Genomic DNA, 25,624 nt, shown 5'->3' with positions numbered 1-25,624 from the left:
GCCCTGAGCGTTCATGCAAAAATAGATTTTAATAAAACTCTATTTATCTGGGGATCAAATGGGGCGTTCCAGTAAACAGCAGGCGGCTGAAAACCGTAACCTTATCGTCGAGAAAACCAGCGAGCTTTTTAAGGCCCGGCAGATAGCGGACGTCAGCATTCCCGACATCATGAAAGCTGCGGGCATGACGGCGGGAGGTTTTTATAAACACTTTGAGTCAAAAGAAGCATTAGTGCTTGAAGCCGCCGAACTGGCTTTTATTAAAGCACGGGAGCGCTGGGACAGCATTGATGAGAATGACAAAGGCAGCGTACAGCACAACATTGCCGACTATTATTTCTCGCCAAAGCCTGCCCAAAAGCGCTGCCCGATGCTGGCCTTCGGCGGCGACGTGATGAAAAGTAATGCATCTGAACAGCTTGCAAAAGACTGTACCGACGGGATCAAGTCCCTGATGGAGTGTTTTGTCGGGCACCCTCATGATGAGCAGGGCGCCGATGATGAAAAAAATCTTGTGCTGTTTGCTGCGATGGTCGGGGCGAATTATCTCGGTGAAATTAGTTCAGATCCCGCCTTCGCCGAGCGTCTTAAAAAGGCCGTTTTGGCCGCGATAAAATAACGCTGCCAGCGGCAAGTCAGGCTTTAACTCCCATCGCCGCGATGATTTCACTGGTGGTCAGAATTTCGTGGGCATACGTCGGGCCGTTGATATCGTGAGCGGCGTGCAGGGCTTCGTCCGTACGGGCGGATGTTGCGTCCCGCACCAGGGTGACGTGGAAGCCCAGTTCCATACCAATTCGCGCCGTAGCTTCGATGCAGGTATTCGCCATTAGCCCGACGCAGATAATCTTTTCCTTGCCGTATCTTTTAAGCTGATGCTCCAGATCGGTATTAGGAAAACCGCCGGAGCCCCAGTGCTCAGAAGCCATAATATCATCTTTGTGGATAGGGAAATCCTGATGCCAGGTTCCGCCCCACGATCCTTTAGCAAACGACTGCCGTGCTGCGCCGCTAAGTTGATACGGCGTCGGGTATTTCCAGCTTACATAATCACCTTCTTCCCAGCGATGGTGAGGAACGTGGTAGACCTTAATTCCCGCCTTGCGCGCCGCGGCTACGATGTTAAGCAGGTTCTGGTGCATGTTGTTTCTGACGGCAATATCCTTGATTAACGGATAGAGTTTGCCCTCATCGGCCAGGAAGTCGTTATACAGATCCACGCACAGCAGCGCGGTAATTTCTGGTTCATAAACGGGATGGCTCATTTTCATTACCTCAGGGTTAGGCATTGCTCGTGCAAAATAGAGTATGATCATAATCTATTTTGCGCAACGAATTTTATAAACCCTGCGATGAGGTCAGTGTTATCTCGATAATAATCGCCACACCAGCCACGCTGTTCCGGCTATGGAGCACAACAAGCCGATGGCGGGGAAGAACGGGATGCCAAACGGTGTCCAGTTTAGGCCAAACAGCCACGGCATAACCACCAGCACCAGCGCGGCTAAAACGATGGCAAGCGCAAGGGTTGCCGCGGCACGTTCCAGTGATTTACCAAGATCGCTAATGTTCTCCACGGAAATATCTGCGTGGAGTTTACCGTGGCGCAGTCTCTGCATAACCAGCCGCAGCGTCTGGGGCAGGGAATCGCCGCTGTCCAGAAGCTTGTTACCCAGCGCGAGCAGGCGTTTGCGACTGCTTATGCGAGCGTAGCGCCTGAACATTTCTTTCTTAATGACCGGGCGAAGGATGCGGATAATATCAAACTGTGGGTCCATGCGGAGCAGTACGCCATCAGCGGTGATTAGCGCTTTGAACAGCAGCACCAGGTCGGGCGGAAGCGTAAGGCGAAACTCTCGTGCGGTGGAAAGCATATCGGTCAGCGCTTTGCCCAATTGAAGCCTGAGATTGCCCTGTTTTTGCAGAAAATAGTTGGCCGCCAGTTCCAGTTCGGTCAGGTTCAGCGAGTGCTCGTCACTCCATGAGATCAGGGCATCGACAATGCCGCTGGCGTCGCGTTCGCTGATGGCATAAATCAGAGACAGCAGCTCATTACGCCGCTCTTCACTGAGATAACCCACCATGCCGAAATCAATAAAACCTACGCGGTTTCCTTCAAGCGCCATCACGTTGCCAGGATGAGGATCGGCATGATAAATACGGTGCTCGAAAAGCATTTTTATAAACGCCTCAGAGCCTTTACGCGCCAGCAGCGCCCCGTCAAAACCGGCGGCAGCAAGCTGGCCGCTGTCGACGGGAGAAACGCCGGGAAGAAACGCCTGCACCATCAGCGTAGGACTGCACCATTCCCAATAAATTTTAGGAATGGCCACGTCTTCGGAGCCGACGAATAGCTGATAAATTTTTTCACCGTTAGCGGCCTCATGGCAAAAATCCAGCTCCTGGTGGAGCGCATTTTCCAGATAACGGACCAGCATCACCGGCTGAAATCGTGCCAGCGTTTCGCTTTGCTGCTCAACGCTTTCGGCAAGATAGCGCAGCAGGCGCAGGTCTGCTTTTATCGTGGCTTCAATCCCGGGGCGCTGGATCTTGACGATAACTTCATCGCCGTTTTTAAGGCGGGCACGGTGAATTTGCGCCATCGAACCGCTGGCGAGGGGCTTTTCGTCAAACCGGGCAAATATATCGGCGGGGGGAGCGCCAAGCGTAGCCGTAACCTGCGGTTCAAGCATCGGCCAGGGCAGCGGATTAGCGCCAGAATTTAGCTGACTTAGCGCCTGAGTCCAGGCTGGCTCCAGCAGATCGCTGCGGGTAGAAAGAATTTGCCCGAGCTTAACGAAGGTGGGGCCTAGCTCTTCGAATGCGGAGCATAAGCGCTCCGGCACAGGGCGCAAATCATGCTGATGATTACTGCTTAGCTTGTCGTGAAGAGAAGATAAGCCCAAAAGCCGCACGATATCCTGCAGGCCGTAGCGGAGCATCACTCCGGTTATCTCCTGCAACCGCACCCGGTCGCGAGCCGTGACCATAATCATTTTTATCATCTGGCTAAACTCCTTTTTTCCTTATCAGGAGGATAGCTGATAAATCGGCTATTGGGCCTGGAGCAAAATTTACGGCAGCTTGACTGAAACTTAGTGATACTTTGGTCGAATTAATACCTGTCGAGCACGCCTCCAATCACATAAATAGATATTTTCTATACATCTTTTCCCTTGCGGCGTTCAGTCGCTTTTCTTCTTTGATATTTCCTTTTACACCAGTAGCTTAAACAGCTCTTTTCGCCATCGGCAAGAGTTTTACGACGGTCTATCCTTAGTAAAGACGCCCAAAAAAGCAGCGTTTCCCGAATACCCCTGTTTTCAGAGCGTTGTATTGATAATTGTTATCATTAACATAAGGGTATCGGCCTTCGGGCGCAGAGACAAATGAGGTGATTAATGGATGTGCAAACCGGTTCCTTCGATCCCAGTGAATTTGCCTGGCAGGGGCTAACCCTGACCCCGGCGGCCAGCGCTCATATCCGCGAGCTGGCGGCGAAGCAGCCCGAGCTGCGGGGGATACGCCTGAGTATCAAACAGACGGGCTGTGCGGGGTTTGGTTACGTGCTGGACACGGTTACCGAGCCTAAGCCGGACGATCTGGTGTATGAGTTTGACGGCGCGCGCCTGTGGGTGCCGCTCTCCGCGATGCCTTTTATCGACGGCACCGAAGTTGATTACGTGCGCGAAGGCCTGAATCAGATCTTTAAATTTAATAACCCGAAAGCCCAGCACGAATGCGGCTGTGGCGAAAGCTTTGGGGTATAGGCGGTACTTATGTCTCGTAATACTGAAGCAACTGACGATGTCAAAACCTGGACCGGCAACCTCAATTATAAAGAGGGCTTCTTCACCGAGCTGCAAACCGAGCAGATTGCGAAGGGCGTAAACGAAGAGGTGGTTCGGGCCATTTCAGCTCGTCGTAACGAGCCGGACTGGATGCTGGAGTTTCGCCTGAACGCTTATCATGCGTGGCTGAAGATGGAAGAGCCGCACTGGCTCAAAGCCCATTATGAAAAGCTTAACTACCAGGACTATAGCTATTATTCCGCGCCGTCGTGCGGCAGCTGCGATGACAACTGTGCCTCTCAGCCGGGTGCGGTGCAGCAGCCAACTAACGCGTTTCTGACTAACGAAGTGGAAGAGGCGTTTAAGCAGCTTGGCGTGCCGGTGCGTGAAGGTAGCGAAGTTGCGGTCGATGCCATTTTTGACTCCGTATCGGTCGCCACGACTTACCGCGAAAAGCTCTCCGAACAGGGCATTATTTTCTGCTCCTTCGGGGAAGCGATTCATGATTATCCGGAGCTGGTGAAGAAATATCTCGGCACCGTGGTGCCGTCCAACGATAACTTCTTTGCCGCGCTGAATGCCGCCGTAGCGTCCGACGGCACCTTTATCTACATCCCGAAAGGCGTACGCTGCCCGATGGAGCTGTCCACTTACTTCCGCATTAACGCGGAGAAAACGGGCCAGTTTGAGCGTACCATTCTGGTGGCCGATGAAGGCAGCTACGTCAGCTATATCGAAGGCTGTTCTGCTCCGGTTCGCGACAGCTATCAGCTGCACGCTGCGGTGGTAGAAGTCATCATTCATCGCGATGCGGAAGTAAAATACTCCACGGTGCAGAACTGGTTCCCGGGGGATAACAACACCGGCGGCATCCTCAACTTCGTGACCAAGCGCGCGCTGTGCGAAGGTGAAAACAGCAAGATGTCCTGGACCCAGTCGGAAACCGGCTCGGCCATCACCTGGAAATACCCGAGCGTTATCCTGCGCGGCGACAACTCCATCGGCGAGTTCTTCTCCGTGGCGCTGACCTCCGGCCACCAGCAGGCGGACACCGGCACCAAGATGATCCACATCGGCAAGAACACCAAATCGACGATTATTTCGAAAGGGATTTCCGCCGGGCACAGCCAGAACAGTTATCGCGGCCTGGTGAAAATCATGCCGACGGCCACCAACGCCCGTAACTTCACCCAGTGCGACTCAATGCTCATCGGCCCGGACAGCGGGGCGCATACCTTCCCGTATGTCGAATGCCGTAACAACACGGCTCAGCTTGAGCACGAAGCAACAACCTCGCGCATCGGCGAAGACCAGCTGTTCTACTGCCTGCAGCGCGGCATCAGCGAAGATGATGCTATCTCGATGATAGTCAACGGATTCTGTAAAGACGTGTTCTCAGAGTTGCCGCTCGAATTCGCGGTGGAAGCACAAAAATTATTAGCCATCAGCCTCGAACACAGCGTCGGTTAAGGATTAAGGGAAAATTATGTTAAGTATTAAAGATTTACAGGTCAGCGTTGAGGACAAAGAGATCCTGCGTGGCTTAAACCTCGAAGTGAAGCCGGGCGAAGTGCACGCCATTATGGGGCCGAACGGCTCCGGCAAAAGTACCTTATCCGCAACGCTTGCAGGCCGTGAAGACTATGAAGTCACCGGCGGTTCGGTACAGTTTAAGGGCAAAGATCTGCTGGAGCTTTCGCCGGAAGACCGTGCGGGCGAAGGCATTTTTATGGCCTTCCAGTATCCGGTGGAAATTCCCGGCGTCAGCAACCAGTTCTTCCTGCAAACCGCGCTGAATGCGGTGCGTGAATACCGCGGGCTGGAGTCACTGGACCGCTTCGACTTCCAGGATCTGATGGAAGAGAAGATTGAACTGCTGAAAATGCCGGAAGATCTGCTGACCCGCTCGGTTAACGTCGGCTTCTCCGGCGGCGAGAAAAAGCGCAACGATATTCTGCAAATGGCGGTGCTGGAGCCGGAACTGTGCATTCTCGATGAAACCGACTCCGGGCTGGATATTGACGCCCTGAAAATTGTTGCCGAAGGGGTTAACTCCCTGCGTGACGGCAAGCGCTCGTTCATTGTGGTAACCCACTACCAGCGCATCCTCGACTACATCAAGCCGGACTTCGTGCACGTGCTGTATCAGGGGCGCATCGTTAAATCCGGCGACTTTAGCCTGGTGAAACAACTGGAGGAGCAGGGTTATGGCTGGCTTACCGAACAGCAGTAATGGCAACGCGCTCCAGCAGTGGCATCATCTGTTTGAAGCCCAGGGCACGGGGCGTTCAGAAGTGGCTCAGCAGCATATGCAACTGCTGCTGCGCCTTGGGCTGCCGACGCGCAAGCATGAAAACTGGAAATACACGCCGCTGGAAGGCCTGCTGAACAATCAGTTTGTGCTGGCGCCGCAGGGCGGGTTGACCGCTCAGCAGCGAGACGAGCTGGCATTGCCGGTAGATGCTCTGAGGCTGGTATTTGTGGATGGCCATTTTAGCGCGGAGTTAAGCGATGAGACGGCCGACAGCGGTTTTGTTATTACTATTGACGACAACCGCCAGACGCTGCCCGCCCCGGTGCAGGGCGAAGTATTCCTGCATCTTACCGAGAGCCTGGCCGAAACGGTTACCCACATTGACGTAGCTCGCAACACACAGCCTAAGAAAACGCTGCTGCTGATGCACGTGACCCGCGGCGGCGGGCAGCAGGAAATGGCGACTGCCCACTACCGCCATCACCTGACGCTGGGTGAGGGCGCGCAGGCTACGGTAATAGAGCATTTTGTCAGCCTTGATGACGCCGCGCATTTTACCGGCTCACGCTTTACCGCCGAAGTTGCGGCTAATGCCCAACTGAATCATTACAAACTGGCGTTCGAAAATGCCGCCAGCTACCACTTCGCCCACAACGACCTGCTGGTTGCCCGGGATACAACGGTAAGCAGCAGCAGCTTCCTGCTGGGGGCAGCGGTGCTGCGCCACAACACCAGCACGCAGCTGAACGGCGAAAATAACCAGTTGCACATCAATAGCCTCGCGTTGCCGGTTAACAACGAAGTGTGCGATACGCGTACCTGGCTTGAGCATAATAAAGGCTATTGCAACAGCCGCCAGCTGCATAAAACCATCGTCCGCGATAAAGGCAGAGCGGTGTTTAACGGCATGATCAAAGTGGCTCAACACGCGATCAAGACCGACGGGCAGATGACCAACAACAACCTGCTGCTTGGCCGCCTTGCGGAAGTGGACACTAAACCGCAGCTGGAAATTTACGCCGACGACGTGAAGTGCAGCCACGGGGCGACCATCGGGCGTATTGACGACGAGCAGATGTTCTACCTGCGTTCACGCGGCATTAACGAGCAGGCCGCGCAGCAGATGATTATCTTCGCCTTTGCCGCGGAGCTGACCGAGAGCATTCGCGACGAGGCCTTAAAACAGCAGGTGCTGGCGCGTATTGCCCGGCGTTTTGCAGGAGGCGAGGCATGAGTTTTCCCATTGAGCAGGTCAGAGCGGATTTCCCGATATTAAGCCGCGAGGTCAACGGGCAGCCGCTGGCCTATCTCGACAGCGCCGCCAGCGCCCAGAAGCCGCAGAGGGTTATCGACGCGGAGCTGGAGTTCTATCGTAATGGTTATGCTGCCGTGCATCGCGGCATCCACACGCTGAGCGCACAGGCCACCACGCTGATGGAAAATGTGCGCAGCCAGGCGGCACGTTTCATCAACGCCGCGAAGCCGGAAGAGATTGTATTCGTGCGCGGCACCACCGAGGGCATTAACCTGGTGGCGAACAGCTGGGGCAACGCGAACGTGGCCGCTGGCGATAACATCATCATCAGCGCCATGGAGCACCACGCCAATATCGTGCCGTGGCAGATGCTGTGCGAGCGGACCGGAGCCGAGCTGCGCATCATTCCGCTGAATCAGGATGGAACGTTGCAGCTGGATGTGTTTCCGACGCTGATTGACGAGCACACAAAGCTGCTGGCGATAACCCACGTCTCCAACGTGCTGGGGACGGAAAACCCGGTGCAGGAGATGATTGCCTCCGCGCATCAGGCAGGTGTGAAAGTGCTGGTGGACGGCGCGCAGGCGATAATGCACCACGCTACGGACGTCGCGGCGCTGGATTGTGATTTTTATCTGTTCTCCGGGCATAAGATTTACGGGCCAACGGGCATCGGCGTGCTCTATGTGCGCGAAAGCATTCTGCAGGATATGCCGCCGTGGGAAGGCGGTGGATCGATGATTGCCACCGTCAGCCTGACGCAGGGCACAACCTATGCGGCAGCGCCGTGGCGCTTTGAGGCAGGTACGCCTAACACCGCAGGGATAATCGGTCTGGGAGCCGCTCTGAGCTACGTTGAGAGCCTTGGACTAGATGAGATTAGCGAGTATGAGCGCTCGTTGATGAGCTACGCCCAGAATGCGTTGCAGGCCGTTCCTGACCTCGTTGTTTATGGTCCGACGGAGCGCCGCGGCGTGTTGGCCTTTAATCTCGGGAAACATCACGCCTATGACGTCGGCAGCTTCCTCGACAACTACGGTATTGCGGTTCGCACCGGCCACCACTGCGCGATGCCGCTGATGGCGTTTTACGGCGTACCCGCAATGTGCCGCGCTTCGTTTGCCATGTACAATACCCGGCAAGAAGTGGATCGCCTGGTCGCTGGCCTGCAGCGTATCCACAGCCTGTTAGGATAACGGAGACGGTCATGGCAACGCTGCCGGATAAAGACAAATTACTCAAGAATTTCAGCCGCTGCGCGAACTGGGAAGAGAAGTATCTCTACATCATCGAACTCGGCAGCCGCTTGCCGGAGCTGGCGGAAGAGGAGCGCAGACCCGGGAATATTATTCAGGGCTGCCAGAGCCAGGTGTGGATAGTGATGCACCAGCAGCCCGATGGCGTTATCACTCTGGAGGGCGATAGCGATGCGGCTATCGTTAAAGGGCTGATCGCCATCGTATTTATTCTCTACCAGCAGATGACGCCGCAGGACATCGTGGCATTTGACGTGCGCCCGTGGTTTGAAAAAATGGCGCTCGCTCAGCACTTAACCCCATCCCGCTCTCAGGGGCTGGAAGCGATGATCCGCGCGATTCGTAATAAAGCCTCCAGTCTCAGCTAAGTTAGCTAAACTTAATCATACCTATGGTCCTGTTTTGCGAGGCGGTTTTCTGCCTCGCTTGTCTTTCAGCCTGCCGGCGTCCGTCGGCGTGACTACAGGAATAAAAAGTATGAAATACGCGTCTTTACTCACACTAGCCATCATAGGCGCGCTCAGCGCCATACGCCCGGCTTTAGCGCTGGACTATCCTTTACCGCCGGAAGGCAGCCGCCTGATTGGCCAAAACCAGACTTATACCGTTCAGGAGAGTGACCGCAACCTGCAGGCCATTGCCCGGCGTTTTGATACCGGTGCGATGCTGTTGCTGGAAGCAAATAACGCTATAGCACCGGTGCCTAAGCCGGGCACGGTGTTAACCATTCCCAGCCAGCTGCTGCTGCCTGATGTGCCCAGAGAAGGCATTGTCGTCAATCTGGCCGAGCTGAGGCTTTATTACTTCCCGCCGGGTGAAAACATTGTACAGGTTTACCCGATAGGCATTGGCTTGCAGGGGCTGGAAACGCCTCTGATGAGCACGAAAATAGGCCAAAAAATCCCTAACCCGACCTGGACACCAACGGCAGGCATTCGTCAGCGTTCTCTTGAGCGCGGCGTTAAGCTGCCGCCGGTTGTTCCCGCCGGGCCGAACAACCCGCTGGGGCGCTTTGCTATGCGCCTGGCGTACGGCAACGGTGAATACCTCATCCACGGCACCAGCGCGCCGGACAGCGTAGGGCTGCGCGTGAGTTCCGGGTGTATCCGCATGAACGCGCCGGACATCAAGGCGCTGTTTGAGCAGACGAGAACGGGCACGCCTGTGCGGGTGATTAACGATCCGGTGAAATTCTCCGTGGAGCCTAACGGCGTGCGTTATGTTGAGGTGCATCGCCCGCTGTCGCAGGACGAGCAGCAAAATACGCAAACCATGCCTTACGTGCTGCCTGCCGGTTTTAGCCAGTTCCGCGAAGGGAGTGAAGTAGACAAGGCGGTTATTGAGAAAGCGCTCTATCGGCGTGCCGGTTACCCGGTTGTGGTCTCCGCGGGGCAGACTTCGGTCACGGCAAATGGCGTGCAGTCGGCTCAAAACGTGGCGGTGAATACGGGGGAGGCGGCAAGCGCGACTCAGTAATGAGGAAGGGCTGGATGACGGGCAAAAAAAATGGCGCACATTGTGCGCCATTTTATACCAGTGACTCTTACTTACGGTAAGAGTGAGCCTGGTTGTCCAGACGCTGGTTAGCGCGTGCTGCGTCGTCTTTAGCAGCCTGAACGTCGGAACGCACTGCGTTCACGTCGTTGCTCAGCTGATCAACTTTAGCGTTCAGAGTCTGAACGTCAGAAGACAGTTGATCGATTTTAGCGTTAGAAGAACAACCTGCCAGCATAGTAGAAGCCAGGATTACCGCGCCCAGTACCAGTTTAGTACGATTCATTATTAATACCCTCTAGATTGAGTTAATCTCCATGTAGCGTTACAAGTATTACACAAACTTTTTTGTGATGAGAATAATTTTTTGTTGGGAATACCCTTAAATTTGATCGTTCGCTCAAAGAAGCATCGAACGGAGCTGGAAAGTTAAAAAAAAGAGAGAAAACAGGGGATTTTCATCGGATTCGTCTTACTAAAACGACGCTTAAATAGTAAAAGCCGATTTGCATTTTTATTAATAGCCATAAGGCACGGATATAAAAAAAGCGCCCTAAGGCGCTTTTGACGTAAATAAACTTGTTAACAAGTCAATTACAGGACATGTACGGAAGCGGTGTTGGTGGTGCCGCTTGGGACTAACGCACCGGAAACCATCACTACGATGTCGCCTTTGCGAGCCAGGCCGCTTTCCAGAGCCACTTCTTTACCCAGACGGTAGAAGTCGTCGGTAGAAGCAATTTCTTTCACCAGCTGAGGGATAACGCCTTTGCTCAGCACCAGCTGACGAGCGGTCACTTCGTTGGTGGTCAGCGCCAGAATGGTCGCGTTCGGGAAGTATTTACGCACGGCTTTAGCGGATTTACCGCCCTGGGTTGCAACGACGATAACCGGCGCTTCCAGTTTCTCGGCAGTCTCAACCGCGCCGCGGCAAACCGCTTCGGTGATGCGCAGTTTACGGCTGTCGTTGTTGTTGTCCAGACGGCTGGTCATTACGCGGTCGGTACGTTCGCAGATGGTTGCCATGATGGTCACGGCTTCCAGCGGGTATTTACCTTTAGCGGACTCACCGGACAGCATAACTGCATCGGTGCCGTCGATGATGGCGTTAGCAACGTCGCCTGCTTCCGCGCGGGTAGGGCGCGGGTTTTTGATCATCGAGTCGAGCATCTGGGTTGCGGTGATAACAACTTTACGAGCGCGCACGCATTTTTCGATCATCATCTTCTGAGCGAAGATAACTTCTTCAACCGGGATCTCAACGCCCAGGTCGCCACGAGCAACCATGATGCCGTCAGACGCTTCGAGGATTTCGTCGAAGTTGTTCAGACCTTCCTGGTTTTCGATTTTGGAGATGATCTGGATCTTCTCGCCGCCATGAGCCTTCAGGTGCTCACGAATTTCAACCACGTCAGAACGTTTACGGATGAAGGAAGCAGCAACGAAGTCAACGCCCTGCTCGCAGCCGAAGATCAGGTCTTGCTTGTCTTTTTCAGCCAGAGCAGGCAGCGCGATGGAAACGCCCGGCAGGTTAACGCCTTTGTTCTCGCCCAGGTCGCCGTTGTTCAGCACTTTACAGACAACGTTTTTGCCTTCGATAGCGGTGACTTCCATACCGATCAGGCCGTCATCCACCAGAACTGTGTTGCCTACGGACAGGTCGCTGGTGAAACCTTCGTAGGTTACAGCAACAATCTCGTTGTTACCCACTACGGACTTGTCGGTAGTGAAGGTAAAGGTCTGGCCTGCTTTCAGCGCAACGTCGTTGCCGCCTTCCAGCTTAATGGTGCGGATTTCAGGACCTTTGGTGTCCAGCAGGATAGCGGCTTTTTTACCGGTTTTAGCAACAACATTGCGCAGGTTTTTGATGCGCTGACCGTGTTCTGCATAGTCACCGTGGGAGAAGTTCAGGCGCATAACGTTCATGCCCGCGTCGAGCATTTTGCTCAGCATCTCTTCAGATTCGGTTTTTGGACCGATGGTGCAAACAATTTTAGTCTTTTTCATGACAGTCTTATCTATAAGTTGAGGAGGATTGTTAAAACTCGGTTCCGGGAGACGCAGCGGCCGCCGGAGCTTAAAAGAATACTGTGGTGTTGAAAGTGGCACCTGGTAAGGATAGGTGACAGAAATAAAGCGTGCAGAGGAAAGTGTGCTTGTGGTTCAGCCGGGGGTGAAGTCAGACAGTGTTGTTGTATAAAAAGGGAGTCCAATGAGCTGAAACCATTCAAGTTAAGAACGGGCGTATTATAGAGAGATCTTGTCGGGAAAGGAACCAAAACCGTTGATTTAGCGACAGAGTGCACAGTTTTACAGCGAGTTGTAACGAGTGGGTTACGGGATGTTTACAGGCTAGAAAGAAGAATGAAACAGAAAAGAATGGTGCGTTCAATTGGACTCGAACCAACGACCCCCACCATGTCAAGGTGGTGCTCTAACCAACTGAGCTATGAACGCACGGGGTATTCCGCTAAAAAAATAATTAACTAACTGATTTAATTACCTTTTTAACTCCCACGGCGGGGAGTGACGTTATTATGACTGGCGCGGCGGACATTGACAAGCCCCGCCGTACCTATGTGAACAATGTTTGAGCTTTTCGCCGGGGGAGACAGCGCCGCCGCTAAAGTTTCACCGCCAGTTCCCCGCTAAACAGGATCACCGCCCGGCCGGAAATGCTCACTTTTTCCGGCTGGTTGTCGCGGATGGTCACGGCAATATCGACCACGCCGCTGCGGCCAAGCGCGCGCCCCTGATTCCCTTGAATGCGCAGCAGCTTGCCGTCATGGGGCATTGCGCTGTGATGCACCAGCCACGCGCCCATCGGGCCATTAGCATTTCCCGTTACCGGATCTTCTACAATACCGATGGAGGGAGAGAACATGCGGCCATCCGTTGCGTTTTCGCCGGGGCGGATCTGAAACGGGAAGAAGCCGTTGCAGCCAATTTCCTTGCTGATGGCGGCAAGCGCAGCCAGGTCCGGAGCCAGCGCATCGAGAGCGACTTCAGGCTTCAGCGCAACCATCACCTTGGAATGCCCCGTAGAGGCAACCTGAATGGGCAATCCCGGTAGAATATCGTCTTCATTCAGATGAAATGCCGCGATAATTGCCGCGCGCAGGCCACCTTCCAGCGGCGGCTCAAATTCCGGTCTGCCCTGAACCAGCGTGATGCGGTAATCGTTGTCTTCAACAACTTCAATCGCTACCCGGTGGCGGCCTGCCAGCGAGGTCTGGTAAAGCTCGCAATTTTGCAGCCCAAGCACTTTCGCTCTCACGTAATGCGCCGCTACCGTCGCATGGCCGCAAATCGGCACTTCTACAGTTGGCGTGAAGTAGCGAATGCGCACATCGCTCTCTTCACTGCGGAGTACAAAAGCGGTTTCAGAATGGCGTAGCTCGCGGGCGATGAGCTGCATCTGGCTCTCGCTCAGGCCATCGGCATCGAGCACTACGCCCGCCGAGTTGCCGCGAAATGGCTGGGTGGTAAAAGAATCAACGTGGTAAATCCGTGGCGTCATTTTTATTCTCGTATCAGAATCTGCTTACAGAGCTTTGCCTGAATGTTTTACCAGCCTGTCGATAAATAGAAAAATTTTCACCTGCTGGTGTCTCTTTTACTGCGGGGTAATGTGAAATATCTTGCGGTGAGGAGGTCTGCCTGAGCAGGCTTCGGGTATAAAAAAACCGGCTGAATGAGCCGGTTTAATTAATCAGATTTTGCAGGCGTCGCCGCAATCGTCATCGGCAACAATGGCCTGAGCTTTTTTATCAGCATCTTCCTGACGCTCGGCGTTGCGCACTTCGGCTTCATCTAATCCGGAAAAAACCAGATTCTCAAGATCGATTTCCATAGGTCACCTGTTGCAGTTTAGTTATCGGCTTTCTCAATAATATTCAACATTCCGCCGTCCTGCATCCCGAATAGCCCTGAAACGCTCAAAACGATAAAAATGCGCAGCTTCTGTACCGCGATCAGAAGCAGGAGTTTTGGTTGATTCTATTGCCCACGGCGTAAACTTTGTTGGTCTTCGGGTCAATATTAAACACCACGTATCTGCGTTGCGGGCAAATCAGTTCAAGGGATTTCTTGCCGCACTGCAACACTGTGGATCGGCGTACTACATTGCCGATTTGCACCGGGACATCGGTATCAACGTAGTCATCGCACTCGAACCCGGCCTGCGTGGCCCTGGCTCGAGCTTCATTCATTGTCAGGCCCACGGCGTTTAATTCACGCACCGCTTCGGCATGGCTTGCTTGCGAAACGCGGGTTAACGTACAGCCGCTTAACGTCACAGACGCTATCAGGAGCAGGGTGAGTCGAAGCATAGTTGTCCTTAACGGATAAGCCAGTAGGCAGGGTGAGAGAAAAACTAACGGCGAATTAAGGCTTGCTAAATCATAGCCTGGGTGATGAATAAATGGCTTGTTAAAAGAGTTTTGAAAATAAAGGAGATAAGACAGAGGAGTAGAGATTTGCAAATATGGTGCGTCCGAGTGGACTCGAACCACCGACCCCCACCATGTCAAGGTGGTGCTCTAACCAACTGAGCTACGGACGCACTGAATATCTGAAAATGGTGCGTTCAATTGGACTCGAACCAACGACCCCCACCATGTCAAGGTGGTGCTCTAACCAACTGAGCTATGAACGCATTGTTGTCTTGGCGACAGCGGGGACGAATATTAGCGGCACACTTCGGGGCTTGCAAGGGGAATAACGCAATTTTATTCCAGATTTCACGCAATTGCCGAGCATCTGCGCAGAGTGTTGAGAAAGTAGCCGCCAGGACGGCGGCTACGGGTTAATTAACGCGCAGCGCGTTGCAGGATAGTGATGGAGGGCTGGCGTTGTAACCAACGCATGCGCAGCATCATCAGGATGGCGGCGGAGGTCAGGCCGATAATAAAGCCAATCCAGAAGCCTGCCGGACCCATCGGCTCAACCACCCAGTCGGTAAGTGCCAGCACATAGCCACTCGGCAGGCCGAGCACCCAATACGCGATAAAGGTGATAAAGAAGATCGAACGCGTATCTTTATAGCCGCGCAGCACGCCGCTGCCGATAACCTGAATCGAGTCGGAGATTTGGTAAATCGCAGCCAGCAGCATCAAGTGGGCTGCCAGTGCTACGACCGCCGGGTTGTCGTTATACAGCAGCGCGATATGCTCCCTGAAGGTCACGGTAAACAGCGCCGTACACATCGCCAGGCAAATCGCCACGCCAACGCCGGTGCGGGCGGCAACCTGGGCATCCAGCGTTGAGCCCTGACCCAGGCGATAACCCACGCGAATGGTGACCGCCGCGCCTAATGAAAGCGGTAACACAAACATCAGCGAACTGAAGTTAAGCGCTATCTGGTGCCCGGCAACGTCGGTAATGCCCAGCGGAGAAACCAGCAGGGCAACCACGGCGAACAGCGTGACTTCGAAAAATAACGCCAGCGCAATCGGCAGTCCGAGCTGGCTTAAACGTTTAAGCACCGCCCAGTCCGGTTTGCTGAAATCGTCCGGGTTTTTAATGTCGCGCATCGAACGGGCTTTCTTGATATAGGAAAGCATGCTGAAGAACATCACCCAGTAGACCGCCGCTGTTGCCACGCCGCAGCCCACGCCGCCCAATTCCGGCATGCCGAAGTGGCCGTAAATAAAGATGTAGTTAACCGGGATGTTCACCAGCAGGCCGATAAAGCCCATCACCATGCCGGGCTTGGTTTTCGCCAGCCCTTCACACTGGTTACGGCCAACCTGGAAGAACAAATAACCCGGCGCGCCCCACAGCAGCGCACGTAAATAGCGCACGGCTTTATCGGCAAGTTCCGGGTCGATGTTATGCATGGCATGAATAATGTGCCCTGCGTTCCACAGCACTACCATCACCAGCACGGATACCATACCCGCAAGCCAGAATCCCTGACGAACCTGGTGAGCAATGCGGTCGCGACGCGCGGAGCCGTTAAGCTGGGCGACGGTTGGCGTCAGGGCGAGCAGCAGCCCGTGGCCGAATAAAATGGCCGGTAGCCAGATAGAGGTGCCTATAGCCACTGCCGCCATATCGGTGGCGCTGTAGCCACCGGCCATAACGGTATCGACGAATCCCATTGCAGTTTGTGCTACCTGAGCGATGATCACAGGTATCGCCAGGGCAAGGAGCTGGCGAGCTTCGGTGAAGTACTTCTGCATGTTTACACCTGATTATTTTTATAGAGACGAGAGACTAAAAAAGCCGCCATAAAAGGCAGCAAGAAGATGAACAGGGGAATTTGCCAGTCTATTGTAGCGAGAGTTTATTTATACGCCAGTCAAAAATATAGCGCTGCGGCGAGCAGGGCTGGCAAGGTGATTTTCCACCTGTTAAAGTGCGGCAATGTCCTTTATCGGCGGTAGTTTTACCGCGCGTGAATCGCCAGGAGTTTTTAGATGTTTACAGGTATTGTGCAGGGCACCGCGACCCTGGTTTCCATCGACGAGAAACCTAACTTCCGCACCCACATTATTGAGATGCCGACTGAGATGCTGCCGGGCCTTGAAACCGGCGCTTCGGTGGCGCATAACGGCTGCTGCCTTACGGTCACCGAAATCAACGGGAACCGCATCAGCTTTGACCTGATGAAAGAGACGCTGCGTATTACCAATCTCGGTGAGCTAAGCGTTGGCGACTGCGTTAACGTTGAACGTGCGGCTAAATTTAATGATGAAATTGGCGGTCATTTAATGTCCGGCCATATTATGACTACCGCCGAAATCTCTAAGATCCTGACCTCTGAAAATAACCGTCAGATCTGGTTTAAAATTCAGGATAAAGCGTTGATGAAATACATCCTGCATAAAGGCTATGTTGGTATCGACGGTATTAGCCTGACGGTGGGCGAGGTCACGGCGACGCGTTTTTGCGTGCATCTGATCCCCGAAACGCTGGAGCGTACAACGCTTGGCGCTAAGAAACTTGGGCAGCGCGTTAATATCGAAATCGACCCGCAGACTCAGGCGATTGTCGACACCGTAGAGCGCGTGCTGGCGAGCCGTGAAGCCGCGCTGGTGGCCGCTATTCCTGCGGGCGAATAACGCTTCTCTCGCAGCATAAGAAACGGGGCCGATTGGCCCCGTTTTTGTTTTTTAGTCCTGCTCGTTGAAACCGTTTTCAGCGGCGGTTTTCATAAACCATTCCCCGCTCTTCTTGATGGTGCGCTGCTGGGTTTTGAGATCCAGCGAGACAAAGCCATAGCGGTTTTTGTAGGCGTTGCACCACGACCAGTTATCGATAAAGGTCCACATATGGTAGCCGAGGCAGTTGCTGCCCTCGCTGATGCCCTTGTGCAGCCACTTCAGATGATCGCGCACAAAGTCGATGCGGTATTCGTCGTCAATTTGACCGTCGTTGATGAAACGTTCTTCGCTCTCCACGCCCATGCCGTTCTCGGAGATGTAGCAGGCAGGGTTGCCGTAATTCTCGCGCAGGTTGGTGAGAATGTCGTAAATACCGCGCTCGTAGATTTCCCAGCCACGGTAAGGGTTCATCTTGCGGCCCGGCATTTCGTAAGACTCGAAGAACCACTCCGGCATAAACGGGCTTTCAGGATTTACCAGGGTGTCGCGGCATTTAATGCGGCGCGGCTGGTAATAGTTAATCCCGAGTAAATCGACCACGCCGGCGGCAAGCAGGGCTTTGTCCTCAGGCTGACAGGCCGGCAATTTATCATGCTGCTTCAGGAAGTCGACAAGCTCCTGCGGGTACTCGCCGCGCAGCGCCGGGTCCAGGAAGCTGCGGTTAAACATCAGGTCGGCCAGATTAGCGGCTTTGACGTCTGCCGGATTCTGAGAGCGAGGGTAGGACGGCGTCAGGTTAAGGATGATGCCAATTTGGCCGTCTTCATTGCGAGCGTGGTAGTTTGTAACCGCTTTCGCGTGGGCAAGCATGGTGTGGTAGGCCACGGTAACCGCACGGTCAAAGTCCACGACGTTAGGGTAGTGGTAATCATACAAGTAGCCGCATTCTACCGGCACCACCGGTTCGTTAAAGGTAAACCAGTGCTTCACCCGGTCACCGAACAGTTCAAAGCAGGTATTGGCATAGCTGGCGTAGGCGTCAACGACTTCGCGGCTTTCCCAGCCGCCTTTCTCCTGCATAACCATTGGCATATCAAAGTGATACAGATTGATAAACGGCTTGATGCCCTGGGCCAGCAGCTCGTCGATAACCTTGTTATAGAATTCTACCGCCAGAGGGTTCACCTCCCCGGTGCCGTCCGGGATCAGGCGGGCCCAGGAGATTGAGGTGCGGAAGGTGTTGTGGTTGAGCTTCTTCAGCAGGGCGATATCCTGCTTCCAGCGCTGATAAAAGGTCGAGGTATTTTGCGGGCCAACGCCGTGGTGGAAGCGATTGGGCTGTTCGGCAAACCAGCGGTCCCAAATAGTTTCGGATTTACCAAAGTTCAGCGCTTCACCTTCGGTTTGCGGCCCGGAAGCGGCGCTGCCCCACCAGAAATGCTCAGGAAATGCGTATTTCATCGTTATCCTCACGGTCTGGCCTGTCATCTCCGACAGGCAATCATTTATACGGTCAATATGTTGATTGTCTGTGATTGATGAAACCGGTTTCTATGACGGGAAACGATATCTGTTAAGCAGATCAAGTCGTCGCGGCCAGACAGGCTTAAACCTGTGATGTGTATCACGTCAGTGCGCAAGGAGAGACAATTGGAGGTAAAAAACCCGGCAGATGCCGGGTTAGTGACTAGCGAGGGACACGTAAACCGTTTTCAATACCGCGGCTAAATACCACCTGCCACAGCTGAATATCGCGCGCCCGGAAGGCTCCGGCGCAGGCATTGAGGTAGTAACTAAACATCCGTTTGAAGCGTTCGGAGTAGTTATCGGCAATTTCCGGCCAGCAGGCGAGGAAGCGCTCGTACCACGCCATCAGCGTTTTATCATAGTCGGCACCGAAATTATGCCAGTCTTCCATTACAAAATGCGGTTCGCTGGCGTCGGCAATCTGGCGCACAGAAGGCAGGCACCCGTTGGGGAAGATGTACTTATCAATCCACGGATCGACATTATTGTCGGTCTTTGTAGAGCCAATGGTGTGCAGCAGGAAAATACCGTCAGGCTTCAGGTTGCGGTCGGCAACGTCGAAGTAGGTGGCATAATTTTTCGGGCCAACATGCTCAAACATGCCGACGGAAATAATGCGGTCAAACTGCTCGTTGAGGTCGCGATAGTCCTGCAAAAGAATGGTCACATCCAGCCCTTTGCAGCGCTCTTGCGCCATTTTTTGTTGTTCTGCCGAAATGGTTACGCCAAACACGGAAACATCGTAATTTCGTGCGGCAAATTCCGCCAGACCGCCCCAGCCGCAGCCGATATCCAGCAATTTCATGCCGGGGCCAAGCTGCAGTTTTTCGCAGATCATTTTCAGCTTCGCCTCCTGGGCTTCGGCGAGAGTCGTCGCATCTTTCCAGTAGCCGCAGGAATATTGCATGTGCGCGTCCAGCATGCGGCTGAACAGATCGTTACCGAGATCGTAATGTTCTTTGCCGACTATCCACGCGCGCTTTTTGGACTGCAGGTTAACCAGCCTGGCAGCGGCGATACGCAGAGTATCTTTGAAATGATGGGGCAGCTGGTTTTCCAGCCCGGCGCGCAGCACTTTAGTGAAAAAAACATCCAGACGTTCGCATTCCCACCAGCCGTCCATATAGCTTTCGCCAAGACCGAGGGAACCTTCCTGCAAAACGCGTTTAAAAAAATCTGGGTTTTTAAGCTGAATATCAAAAGGGTTTGGGCCGTTAACGGTTATGCCTGCCCGGCTCAGCATTTCATTTGCGATACGATACCATTCGTTATCTCGTACGCTCACTTCTTCTATACACGATGAACTCATAGCTTCTCCATCACCTTGTTGTGATCAGAACCTTAAAACAGCGTAGACGCTATTACCGGCTTGTGAGAACTCTCACGGAAAATTCCGTGCGCCTGATATCCGACGTAAACAGAGAAAGGGGGGATTCTCCCTTACTGAAAGGCCATCCATGGAAAAACGGAAGCACTCCGGCTCCCGTAAAAATAAAATTTATGAGGCTTATAGTAGAACCGCAATAACTATAAGCCTGTTTTTTTGATGGTTCAACGGAATATTGTTAGCAAGCTAATCACACAATATTCACACTATCGCGTCTGTTATTGCGCCCGGGATAGCTCGGCGTTGGCGCCAGCCTGCGATGCACGGCTGGAGGAGTACTGCATCGCATAGCCCAGCACCGCGAGTAAAATTGTCGCCAGCATTACGCTGGTGGTGGTGAGCAGCGGGGTGGCGACCAGCCAGGAAACCATCAGGCTTGCCAGGAAGCAAAGCCCCAGCTGTAGCGTGTTTTGTAGCGCGGCGGCCTTGCCGGTTGCCTGAGGGAACGGCAGCAGGGCGGAGGCCACAACGATCGGGTAAATTGCCCCGTTGGCAATCGCCATCACGCAGAACGGGATCAGCAGCAGCGTCAGGTTGGCATAGCCGCTCACCGCTACGGCCCAGGTGGCAACAATGCTCAACGCATACAGCGCCAGCAGCCAAGGCAGCAGCTGTTTCCCCTGCCATTTTTGCAGCGCGCTGCGGCAGCCATAGCCGCCAATCAGGAAGGCGACGGTCTGCGGCATATAGCTCAGGCCAATAACAGACGGGCTGTAGCCCATCTCATTAAGGATAAACGGGGAACCGGTTAACCAGGCGAAGAAGCTGGCCGAGCAGGCAGCATAAATCAGCACATTGCCGCTGTAGGTGCGCGAGCGTAATAAAGAGAAGAAGCTGACTTTATTGTCTTCAGTTTGCGGGTGATGCTGGGTGCGCGGCTTGAGGCGCAGGGTGGGGATCATCAGCAGCAGGGCGATGGCGAACAGCACGGCAAAAATAGCCTGCCATTCAAAATGGTTAAGCAGCCAGCTGCCGAGCAGCGGCGCAAGCGCGGGTGAAAGCCCTACCAGCGGCATAATGGTGGCGAAGATGCGGCCCGCGCGGTTGGCAGGATAATAATCCGTGACCAGCGCCTGCCAGCTCACGGCGGCGGAGCAGACGCCAACGGCCTGAATAAAACGCAGGACCAGCAGCGTGGCGGCGTCTTCGACCCACAGCATGCCGATACAGCCGACGGCAAACAGCCCCAGGCCAATCAGCAGAATAGGTTTACGCCCGAAGCGGTCTGACAGCGGGCCCCACATTAACTGCGCGAAGGCAAACCCGGCGAGGAACAGGCTCAGGCTGGCGCTGACCGCCGAGGCGTTAGTCCCCAGATCTTGCTGAATGGCGGCGAAGGCGGGCAGATACATGTCGGTGGCGAGGAAGCCAAGAACGCTCAGCCCGGCAAGCCAGATAAGAAATCCCTTTGATGGTTGCATAGTTTTCTCTTGATTTTGATAGCAGGTTAACGGGGCAGGAGTCTACGGAGTGCAAAGGCGCTTGTGAAACGCTAATATTTGCGAGTTGCATTCAAAATTTTTGCAGGCAAAAAACATGTGGTCTGAATATTCTCTGGAGGTCGTTGATGCGGTGGCGCGCAACGGCAGTTTTAGCGGGGCGGCCCAGGAGCTGCATCGCGTGCCTTCTGCCATCAGCTATACGGTACGTCAGCTCGAAGAATGGCTGGCCGTGCCGCTGTTTGAGCGTCGCCATCGCGATGTTGAGTTAACCGCCGCCGGAGCCTTTTTTCTTAAAGAAGGGCGTTCTGTTATCAAAAAAATGATGGCAACCCGCCAGCAGTGCCAGCAGATAGCCAACGGCTGGCGCGGGCATCTCTCCATCGCGGTGGACAATATCGTGAAGCCGGAGCGGACCCGCCAGCTGGTGCTGGATTTTTATCGTCACTTCCCGGATATCGAACTGCGGGTGTTTCAGGAAGTGTTCAACGGCGTGTGGGACGCGCTGGCGGACGAGCGGGTTGAGGCGGCTATAGGCGCAACTCAGGCCATTCCTGTAGGGGGGCGCTATGCGTTCCGGGATATGGGGGCGTTAAGCTGGCGTTGCGTGGTTTCCTCCGGGCATCCGCTTGCGCAACACGAAGGTGTAATTCCTGATGATGAGCTAAGGGCATGGCCGTCGCTGGTGCTGGAAGATACTTCGCGATCGCTGCCCAAGCGCATTACCTGGCTGCTGGATAACCAGCGCAGAGTGGTGGTGCCGGACTGGGCTTCGGGGGCGGACTGCCTGAGCGCGGGCCTGTGCATTGGCATGGTGCCTGCCCACATCGCTAAGCCGTGGCTGGACGGCGACGAGTGGCGGGAGCTTACCCTGGAAAACCCGTTTCCGGATGCGGCCTGCTGCCTGACCTGGCGGCAGGACGATGCCTCGCCGGCTTTAAGCTGGCTGCTGGACTACCTCGGGGACAGCGAGACGATGAATCAGGAATGGCTGCAGGAGCCGGGGGGGCAAAACCCGGCTCCGCTGAGCATTTAGCGGCGGTAATCGCGGAACGGACCGTCGGCAACCGAGCGGCGCTCGATCAGGCGCGGATGCACCTCAATGGTCTGCGACTCTTCGCGTTTGTTAACAATACGGTCTAGCAGCATGTTAAAGGCGGTTTCACCCAGTCGCTCTTTCGGCTGGTGAATAGTGGTTAACGCCGGAGAGAAGTAGCGGGCGTTGCGCACGTTATCGTAGCCGATGATGGAGATATCCTGCGGCACGCGCAGTCCCATCTCATCCGCTGCGCAAATGGCGCCCATTGCCATAATATCGCCGCCGCAGAATACCGCGGTAGGGCGATGAGGCTGGTTAAGCAACTGCTGCATGGCGCGGTAGCCGGACTCCGGCTCAAAGTCGCCCTGAACCACCCAGTTCTCCGGCACTTTGATATTGGCCTCTTCGAGCGCCTTGAGGAACCCGGCATGGCGACCGCCGCCGGTGTTGCGTTCCAGCTGGCCGGGAATAGCGCCGATGTCGCGATGGCCGCGCTCGATCAGATAGCGGCCAGCGAGATAGCCGCCGTGGAAGGCATTATCGATGACCGAGTCGGTAAAGTCGGCGCGGGCTTCGCCCCAGTCCATGACCACCATCGGAATATGGCGGTACTCTTCCAAAGTAGAGAGCAGCGTTTCCGGGTACTCGGAGCACATCACCAGCAGCCCATCAACGCGTTTTTGCGCCATCATCGACAGGTAGGCGCGCTGCTTATCAAAGTTGTTGTGCGCATTACCGAGGATCAGGGTATAGCCTTTGGCGAAGCAGCTATTTTCAACCGACTCAATAATTTCGGCAAAATAGGGCGCTTCGCTGGAGGTTGCCAGCAGGCCAATAGATTTGGTGTGGTTGACCTTCAGGCTGCGGGCTACGGCGCTCGGAGAATAATGCAGCTCTTTGATGGCCGCCCAAACGGCGTTGCGCGTCTCTTCCGCAACAAAACGGGTCTTGTTGATGACATGTGACACAGTTGTAGTGGAAACGTTTGCGCGTTTCGCTACGTCCTTAATCGTTGCCATTAGATGTCACTCCAGACCATATCGTAAACTCCTGATAACTCATGTGTTAAACGTTTGCCTTCGCTAACTCCTGGGGCAACACGTTGGTTGCAGGCCTGTCGGGAATGCGACATACAGCGGGAGGAGGGCGTTGCCGGGCGATACGCGGTAAATTAGCGAAGGATTTTGGCTTATCCCGGAGCAAAGTGGAAGAGGGAAAACCGAGATCTGTGCAAATCCAGCAGGATTTTTATCGCCAATTGTGGGAAAATCACCCCACTTACACTTTGTAGGGAAATAAAGGAGCTTACGATGAGTACCGATCTGAAGTTTTCCGTGGTGACCACGGTTGTCGTACTGAGCTTGATTGTTGCCGGTGCGCTAACCGCCGTACTGCACTGATTTAATAAGGGCCGCTCAATGCGGCCCTTAACATTTCTGGCAAACAGAGAAACGTCGTGCTCTCTGGTTATCAGGCGGCGAGGTTTTTCGCCACGAAGTTCCAGTTTACCAGCGCCCAGAAATGCTCAAGGTACACCGGGCGAGCGTTACGGTAATCAATATAGTAAGCGTGCTCCCAGACATCCACGGTCAGCAGCGGCGTGGCGTCGGTCGTCAGCGGCGTTCCGGCATTCGCGGTAGAAACAATAGCCAGGCCGCCATCGCTATTTTTCACAAGCCAAGTCCAGCCCGAACCAAAGTTTTTAATTGCCGCTTCACTAAACTGCTTTTTAAACGCCTCAAAGCTGCCAAACGCCTGGTTAATTTTAGCCAGAAGCTCACCCGTTGGCTCTCCGCCAGCATTCGGTGCCAGGCAGTGCCAGTAGAAGGTATGGTTCCAGACCTGAGCCGCGTTATTGAAAATTCCACCTTCTGAACTTTTCACTATCTGTTCTAACGTTTTCCCTTCAAACGGGCTGCCTTTTACCAGGTTGTTCAGGTTAGTGACGTAGGTCTGGTGATGCTTACCGTAGTGGTATTCCAGGGTTTCGGCCGAGATGTGTGGCGCGAGAGCGTCTTTGCCATAGGGCAGGGCGGGTAGTTCGAACGACATTGCTTCACTCCTTGTTATTATGAGTACACCAAATAACTACTTTTATTGTGGTTATTAGGGTAGCAAATTGAAAGAGTGTGCAAAAGCAGAAAGACACTGCCCGTTGCCGGGCAGTTCAGTATTTAGCGGATGGTTTTCGGAGTCATCACGCGGCGGGCGCCGACGTAGTGACGCTGCCAGTAATCTTCGCTCAGGGAGGTAATCTGGATATCGCGGCCGCTGCGCGGAGATTGGATAAACTTGCCGTTGCCGACGTAGACACCCACATGATCGGCGGTGCCGCGCCCCTGGGTGCGGAAGAACACTAAATCGCCGCTTTCCAGCTCGCCACGGCCAACCGACGCGGCATCACGCAGGTGATACATTTCGTTTGCGGTGCGCGGGATACGGATGTTAACCAGATCTTTGTAGGCGTAATAAATGAGGCCGCTGCAGTCAAAACCGGTGCGAGGCGAAGTGCCGCCCCAGCGATAAGGCTTACCAATCTGGCCCATCAGTTTGTTCATTGCCGTTTTCTGTGCTTTCTGCACCCGGACTTTATGCGCCTGAGCGATAGTCTGGTTTTTTTCTGCCTTAACCTTTACGCACTGTTTTTTATGACCTTTCCGGTGGGTGCATTTTTCAGTGAAGGTGGCGGCGGTTGGCTGAATGGCCAATTTCTGAGAGGTTTTTTTACTGCTGCTTGCGAGGGTTTTGCTTTTGCCGGAGGTTTTGTTCTTTGCGACTTTGTTTTTTGCCTGAACGGTTTCTTTCTTTCCGGACTTCTTTGTGGAGCTGGTGCTGACCTTTGTTTTTGCTTTCTCTTTGACCTTGCTGCTTTTACCTGAGGTCTTCGCCGGGTGGCTTTTCTGTGCAGCATGGTGACGGACGTGCTCGGACGCCTGCGCCAAAGGAGTATAGGGCAAAGCAAATAGCAGAGCACATAGCGTGATAGAGATTTTATTTATCCGCGCCACTCGTCAATCCCCTGATAAATGAAAGCACGATGCTAACCATCATGCCTGCGTATGATTTTTGCGAAACCCGACGATTCTAATGCATAAAAGCCGATAATGTTAATAGGCAATTACTATTTAACGGT

General features: G+C 54.1%; 25 protein-coding genes and 3 tRNA genes. 11 read left to right on the top strand and 17 right to left on the bottom strand.

The genetic code is table 11. The features are described 5' to 3' along the window. Positions 1-58 precede the first annotated feature (58 nt). Positions 59-619, top strand: a complete 561-nt coding sequence (locus tag FOC35_RS21765; protein WP_172570191.1) for a TetR/AcrR family transcriptional regulator — start codon at positions 59-61, stop codon at positions 617-619. A 16-nt stretch (positions 620-635) separates the two neighbouring features. Here the strand turns inward: FOC35_RS21765 and FOC35_RS21760 are convergent, their stop codons facing one another. Together FOC35_RS21760 and FOC35_RS21755 are read right to left on the bottom strand one after the other, a co-directional pair. Next, a complete protein-coding gene (locus tag FOC35_RS21760) occupies positions 636-1,265 on the bottom strand; it encodes an isochorismatase family cysteine hydrolase (protein WP_172570190.1) in 630 nt (209 codons plus the stop codon). A 99-nt stretch (positions 1,266-1,364) separates the two neighbouring features. Further along, complete coding sequence (locus FOC35_RS21755) at positions 1,365-3,005, bottom strand: AarF/ABC1/UbiB kinase family protein (protein WP_172570189.1); 1,641 nt, start codon at positions 3,003-3,005, stop codon at positions 1,365-1,367. Positions 3,006-3,401: 396 nt separating this feature from the next. Between FOC35_RS21755 and sufA the strand changes: the two genes are divergently transcribed. From sufA to FOC35_RS21720, 7 genes are all read left to right on the top strand, one after another. Beyond that, on the top strand, positions 3,402-3,770 hold the full coding sequence (sufA, locus tag FOC35_RS21750) for a Fe-S cluster assembly scaffold SufA (protein ID WP_016536072.1): 369 nt from the start codon (positions 3,402-3,404) through the stop codon (positions 3,768-3,770). A 9-nt stretch (positions 3,771-3,779) separates the two neighbouring features. Next, entirely contained in the window at positions 3,780-5,261 is a 1,482-nt protein-coding gene (gene sufB, locus FOC35_RS21745) for a Fe-S cluster assembly protein SufB (protein ID WP_172570188.1), read from the top strand. A 16-nt stretch (positions 5,262-5,277) separates the two neighbouring features. Further along, positions 5,278-6,024 carry a Fe-S cluster assembly ATPase SufC gene (sufC, locus tag FOC35_RS21740; RefSeq protein WP_016536074.1) on the top strand — a complete coding sequence of 249 codons (747 nt, stop codon included), beginning with the start codon at positions 5,278-5,280 and terminating at the stop codon, positions 6,022-6,024. Continuing rightward, positions 5,999-7,279, top strand: a complete 1,281-nt coding sequence (sufD, locus tag FOC35_RS21735) for a Fe-S cluster assembly protein SufD (RefSeq protein WP_172570187.1) — start codon at positions 5,999-6,001, stop codon at positions 7,277-7,279. Before sufC ends, sufD begins: the two co-directional genes overlap by 26 nt. Then, a complete protein-coding gene (sufS, locus tag FOC35_RS21730) occupies positions 7,276-8,496 on the top strand; it encodes a cysteine desulfurase SufS (RefSeq protein WP_172570186.1) in 1,221 nt (406 codons plus the stop codon). Before sufD ends, sufS begins: the two co-directional genes overlap by 4 nt. An 11-nt stretch (positions 8,497-8,507) precedes the next feature. After that, positions 8,508-8,924: a cysteine desulfuration protein SufE gene (gene sufE, locus FOC35_RS21725; RefSeq protein ID WP_172570185.1), complete on the top strand. Its 417-nt coding sequence runs from the start codon at positions 8,508-8,510 to the stop codon at positions 8,922-8,924. Positions 8,925-9,033: 109 nt separating this feature from the next. Further along, the gene (locus FOC35_RS21720) at positions 9,034-10,032 is read left to right on the top strand and encodes a L,D-transpeptidase family protein (protein ID WP_172570184.1); all 999 of its coding nucleotides are present in this window, start codon (positions 9,034-9,036) and stop codon (positions 10,030-10,032) included. A gap of 67 nt (positions 10,033-10,099) precedes the next feature. Here the strand turns inward: FOC35_RS21720 and FOC35_RS21715 are convergent, their stop codons facing one another. From FOC35_RS21715 to mdtK, 9 genes are all read right to left on the bottom strand, one after another. Continuing rightward, on the bottom strand, positions 10,100-10,336 hold the full coding sequence (locus FOC35_RS21715) for a major outer membrane lipoprotein (RefSeq protein ID WP_008456504.1): 237 nt from the start codon (positions 10,334-10,336) through the stop codon (positions 10,100-10,102). Positions 10,337-10,644: 308 nt separating this feature from the next. After that, positions 10,645-12,057 (bottom strand): pyruvate kinase PykF, encoded by a 1,413-nt coding sequence (gene pykF / locus FOC35_RS21710; protein ID WP_172570183.1) that lies wholly within the window; start codon positions 12,055-12,057, stop codon positions 10,645-10,647. A 373-nt stretch (positions 12,058-12,430) separates the two neighbouring features. Continuing rightward, positions 12,431-12,507 (bottom strand) — tRNA-Val (locus FOC35_RS21705). Between the two features lie 166 nt (positions 12,508-12,673). Continuing rightward, entirely contained in the window at positions 12,674-13,570 is an 897-nt protein-coding gene (locus tag FOC35_RS21700) for a PhzF family isomerase (protein ID WP_172570182.1), read from the bottom strand. Positions 13,571-13,762: 192 nt separating this feature from the next. After that, complete coding sequence (locus FOC35_RS21695; protein ID WP_172570181.1) at positions 13,763-13,903, bottom strand: hypothetical protein; 141 nt, start codon at positions 13,901-13,903, stop codon at positions 13,763-13,765. 121 nt (positions 13,904-14,024) lie between these two features. Next, positions 14,025-14,381 (bottom strand): hypothetical protein, encoded by a 357-nt coding sequence (locus FOC35_RS21690; RefSeq protein WP_016536082.1) that lies wholly within the window; start codon positions 14,379-14,381, stop codon positions 14,025-14,027. A 156-nt stretch (positions 14,382-14,537) separates the two neighbouring features. Further along, a tRNA-Val gene (locus FOC35_RS21685) sits at positions 14,538-14,614 on the bottom strand. A 16-nt stretch (positions 14,615-14,630) separates the two neighbouring features. Continuing rightward, positions 14,631-14,707 (bottom strand) — tRNA-Val (locus FOC35_RS21680). Between the two features lie 154 nt (positions 14,708-14,861). After that, positions 14,862-16,235 (bottom strand): MdtK family multidrug efflux MATE transporter, encoded by a 1,374-nt coding sequence (gene mdtK / locus FOC35_RS21675; protein WP_016536083.1) that lies wholly within the window; start codon positions 16,233-16,235, stop codon positions 14,862-14,864. A 237-nt stretch (positions 16,236-16,472) separates the two neighbouring features. Between mdtK and FOC35_RS21670 the strand changes: the two genes are divergently transcribed. After that, positions 16,473-17,117 (top strand): riboflavin synthase subunit alpha, encoded by a 645-nt coding sequence (locus FOC35_RS21670; RefSeq protein WP_172570180.1) that lies wholly within the window; start codon positions 16,473-16,475, stop codon positions 17,115-17,117. 51 nt (positions 17,118-17,168) lie between these two features. Here FOC35_RS21670 and FOC35_RS21665 read toward each other — a convergent pair whose 3' ends face one another. From FOC35_RS21665 to punC, 3 genes are all read right to left on the bottom strand, one after another. After that, positions 17,169-18,560 carry a glycoside hydrolase family 1 protein gene (locus tag FOC35_RS21665; RefSeq protein WP_216845774.1) on the bottom strand — a complete coding sequence of 464 codons (1,392 nt, stop codon included), beginning with the start codon at positions 18,558-18,560 and terminating at the stop codon, positions 17,169-17,171. 226 nt (positions 18,561-18,786) lie between these two features. Beyond that, positions 18,787-19,935 carry a cyclopropane fatty acyl phospholipid synthase gene (gene cfa / locus FOC35_RS21660; RefSeq protein WP_172570179.1) on the bottom strand — a complete coding sequence of 383 codons (1,149 nt, stop codon included), beginning with the start codon at positions 19,933-19,935 and terminating at the stop codon, positions 18,787-18,789. A 296-nt stretch (positions 19,936-20,231) separates the two neighbouring features. Next, on the bottom strand, positions 20,232-21,434 hold the full coding sequence (punC, locus tag FOC35_RS21655) for a purine nucleoside transporter PunC (RefSeq protein ID WP_172570178.1): 1,203 nt from the start codon (positions 21,432-21,434) through the stop codon (positions 20,232-20,234). Between the two features lie 115 nt (positions 21,435-21,549). Here punC and punR point away from each other — a divergent pair, with 115 nt between their 5' ends. Further along, positions 21,550-22,488, top strand: coding sequence for a DNA-binding transcriptional activator PunR (gene punR, locus FOC35_RS21650; protein ID WP_172570177.1), 939 nt, complete (start codon positions 21,550-21,552; stop codon positions 22,486-22,488). Here punR and purR read toward each other — a convergent pair. Further along, positions 22,485-23,510, bottom strand: a complete 1,026-nt coding sequence (gene purR / locus FOC35_RS21645; protein ID WP_016536090.1) for an HTH-type transcriptional repressor PurR — start codon at positions 23,508-23,510, stop codon at positions 22,485-22,487. The genes punR and purR overlap by 4 nt on opposite strands. A gap of 291 nt (positions 23,511-23,801) precedes the next feature. Between purR and FOC35_RS21640 the strand changes: the two genes are divergently transcribed. Beyond that, a complete protein-coding gene (locus FOC35_RS21640) occupies positions 23,802-23,891 on the top strand; it encodes a YnhF family membrane protein (RefSeq protein ID WP_039898138.1) in 90 nt (29 codons plus the stop codon). A gap of 70 nt (positions 23,892-23,961) precedes the next feature. Here the strand turns inward: FOC35_RS21640 and sodB are convergent, their stop codons facing one another. Continuing rightward, complete coding sequence (gene sodB, locus FOC35_RS21635) at positions 23,962-24,543, bottom strand: superoxide dismutase [Fe] (protein WP_172570176.1); 582 nt, start codon at positions 24,541-24,543, stop codon at positions 23,962-23,964. A 122-nt stretch (positions 24,544-24,665) separates the two neighbouring features. Further along, on the bottom strand, positions 24,666-25,499 hold the full coding sequence (locus FOC35_RS21630; RefSeq protein ID WP_172570175.1) for a C40 family peptidase: 834 nt from the start codon (positions 25,497-25,499) through the stop codon (positions 24,666-24,668). Positions 25,500-25,624: the final 125 nt, after the last annotated feature.

The sequence above is a fragment of the Cedecea sp. FDAARGOS_727 genome (assembly GCF_012273235.1).
Lineage (GTDB): Bacteria > Pseudomonadota > Gammaproteobacteria > Enterobacterales > Enterobacteriaceae > Cedecea > Cedecea davisae.
Note: the sequence above shows the minus strand (reverse complement) of the source record. Positions and strands in the feature narration are given on the sequence as shown.

Excerpts from the sequence above, each read along its gene's own strand:
- FOC35_RS21765 (WP_172570191.1), top strand. The coding sequence starts at position 59 with ATGGGGCGTTCCAGTAAACAGCAGGCGGCTGAAAACCGTAACCTTATC.
- FOC35_RS21760 (WP_172570190.1), bottom strand. The coding sequence starts at position 1,265 with ATGAGCCATCCCGTTTATGAACCAGAAATTACCGCGCTGCTGTGCGTG.
- FOC35_RS21755 (WP_172570189.1), bottom strand. The coding sequence starts at position 3,005 with ATGATAAAAATGATTATGGTCACGGCTCGCGACCGGGTGCGGTTGCAG.
- sufA (WP_016536072.1), top strand. The coding sequence starts at position 3,402 with ATGGATGTGCAAACCGGTTCCTTCGATCCCAGTGAATTTGCCTGGCAG.
- sufB (WP_172570188.1), top strand. The coding sequence starts at position 3,780 with ATGTCTCGTAATACTGAAGCAACTGACGATGTCAAAACCTGGACCGGC.
- sufC (WP_016536074.1), top strand. The coding sequence starts at position 5,278 with ATGTTAAGTATTAAAGATTTACAGGTCAGCGTTGAGGACAAAGAGATC.
- sufD (WP_172570187.1), top strand. The coding sequence starts at position 5,999 with ATGGCTGGCTTACCGAACAGCAGTAATGGCAACGCGCTCCAGCAGTGG.
- sufS (WP_172570186.1), top strand. The coding sequence starts at position 7,276 with ATGAGTTTTCCCATTGAGCAGGTCAGAGCGGATTTCCCGATATTAAGC.
- sufE (WP_172570185.1), top strand. The coding sequence starts at position 8,508 with ATGGCAACGCTGCCGGATAAAGACAAATTACTCAAGAATTTCAGCCGC.
- FOC35_RS21720 (WP_172570184.1), top strand. The coding sequence starts at position 9,034 with ATGAAATACGCGTCTTTACTCACACTAGCCATCATAGGCGCGCTCAGC.
- FOC35_RS21715 (WP_008456504.1), bottom strand. The coding sequence starts at position 10,336 with ATGAATCGTACTAAACTGGTACTGGGCGCGGTAATCCTGGCTTCTACT.
- pykF (WP_172570183.1), bottom strand. The coding sequence starts at position 12,057 with ATGAAAAAGACTAAAATTGTTTGCACCATCGGTCCAAAAACCGAATCT.
- FOC35_RS21700 (WP_172570182.1), bottom strand. The coding sequence starts at position 13,570 with ATGACGCCACGGATTTACCACGTTGATTCTTTTACCACCCAGCCATTT.
- FOC35_RS21695 (WP_172570181.1), bottom strand. The coding sequence starts at position 13,903 with ATGGAAATCGATCTTGAGAATCTGGTTTTTTCCGGATTAGATGAAGCC.
- FOC35_RS21690 (WP_016536082.1), bottom strand. The coding sequence starts at position 14,381 with ATGCTTCGACTCACCCTGCTCCTGATAGCGTCTGTGACGTTAAGCGGC.
- mdtK (WP_016536083.1), bottom strand. The coding sequence starts at position 16,235 with ATGCAGAAGTACTTCACCGAAGCTCGCCAGCTCCTTGCCCTGGCGATA.
- FOC35_RS21670 (WP_172570180.1), top strand. The coding sequence starts at position 16,473 with ATGTTTACAGGTATTGTGCAGGGCACCGCGACCCTGGTTTCCATCGAC.
- FOC35_RS21665 (WP_216845774.1), bottom strand. The coding sequence starts at position 18,560 with ATGAAATACGCATTTCCTGAGCATTTCTGGTGGGGCAGCGCCGCTTCC.
- cfa (WP_172570179.1), bottom strand. The coding sequence starts at position 19,935 with ATGAGTTCATCGTGTATAGAAGAAGTGAGCGTACGAGATAACGAATGG.
- punC (WP_172570178.1), bottom strand. The coding sequence starts at position 21,434 with ATGCAACCATCAAAGGGATTTCTTATCTGGCTTGCCGGGCTGAGCGTT.
- punR (WP_172570177.1), top strand. The coding sequence starts at position 21,550 with ATGTGGTCTGAATATTCTCTGGAGGTCGTTGATGCGGTGGCGCGCAAC.
- purR (WP_016536090.1), bottom strand. The coding sequence starts at position 23,510 with ATGGCAACGATTAAGGACGTAGCGAAACGCGCAAACGTTTCCACTACA.
- FOC35_RS21640 (WP_039898138.1), top strand. The coding sequence starts at position 23,802 with ATGAGTACCGATCTGAAGTTTTCCGTGGTGACCACGGTTGTCGTACTG.
- sodB (WP_172570176.1), bottom strand. The coding sequence starts at position 24,543 with ATGTCGTTCGAACTACCCGCCCTGCCCTATGGCAAAGACGCTCTCGCG.